The 658-nt window shown below is 46.8% G+C and carries 1 protein-coding gene; it reads right to left on the bottom strand.

Features of this window, described 5'->3' with window-relative positions; all coding sequences use genetic code 11:
* The coding region (locus ACFINK_RS09385) for a hypothetical protein (RefSeq protein ID WP_375638916.1) at positions 1 to 658 on the bottom strand (658 nt) is incomplete at both ends.

The raw sequence follows: 658 nt of genomic DNA, 5'->3' as shown, positions 1-658 counted from the left end.
TCGGACCGCCACTGCTCCATTGGCCACCAGTCATGCTTAAATCGCCAAGGGAGTGAATGTTTAAATCCTGTATAGAAATGATTTGAGCCTGCTGCCCACTGCGATCAACAAAACCATATTCATTCGTGTCACGGATTTTTGCAGTACCATCAATGATTGTCTTCGCATTGAGGGTGATGATATCCCCCAGAATAACACCGGAAGAATTGGCTAAAAGATCGCCACTGCTGAGATCTACAGCACCGCTGCCAAGCAAAAAACCACCATTATTGAACAAAGTTTGCGTGGTCGAAACATGCAATGCACCATTACTTGATATGGTGCCACTATTGGTAAGACGGTCCGTCTCTATAGTGACGCCATTGCCTTTCAAACGTGCACTGGCAAGGTTTCCTTGCTGCGTTTTTGCCCCATAAACATCTTGTGCTAAAGAAGTGTTTGGTGCCAAATAAACGTGGGGTACCAAGACCTCTTGTCCGTCGACAAGGTGGGTCTCAAGCCAGATCATATCCTTTTTGATCCCAGCAATTTGCTGAGGCGTTAAGGGCTTGCCTAGCACTAACCCCAAGGGATCTTGCTGCTCCACAGCATTGTCATAGAGCCTTTGCATTTGAGCATTGGGATCTTCAACATCAAGAAGAGTGCGATTGCCTGTCAG

Origin of the sequence: Bartonella sp. AA16NXGY, assembly GCF_042197325.1 — a bacterium.
Lineage (GTDB): Bacteria > Pseudomonadota > Alphaproteobacteria > Rhizobiales > Rhizobiaceae > Bartonella.
The sequence above is the reverse complement of the archived record's forward strand: the minus strand, read 5'-3'. Positions and strand labels throughout refer to the sequence as shown.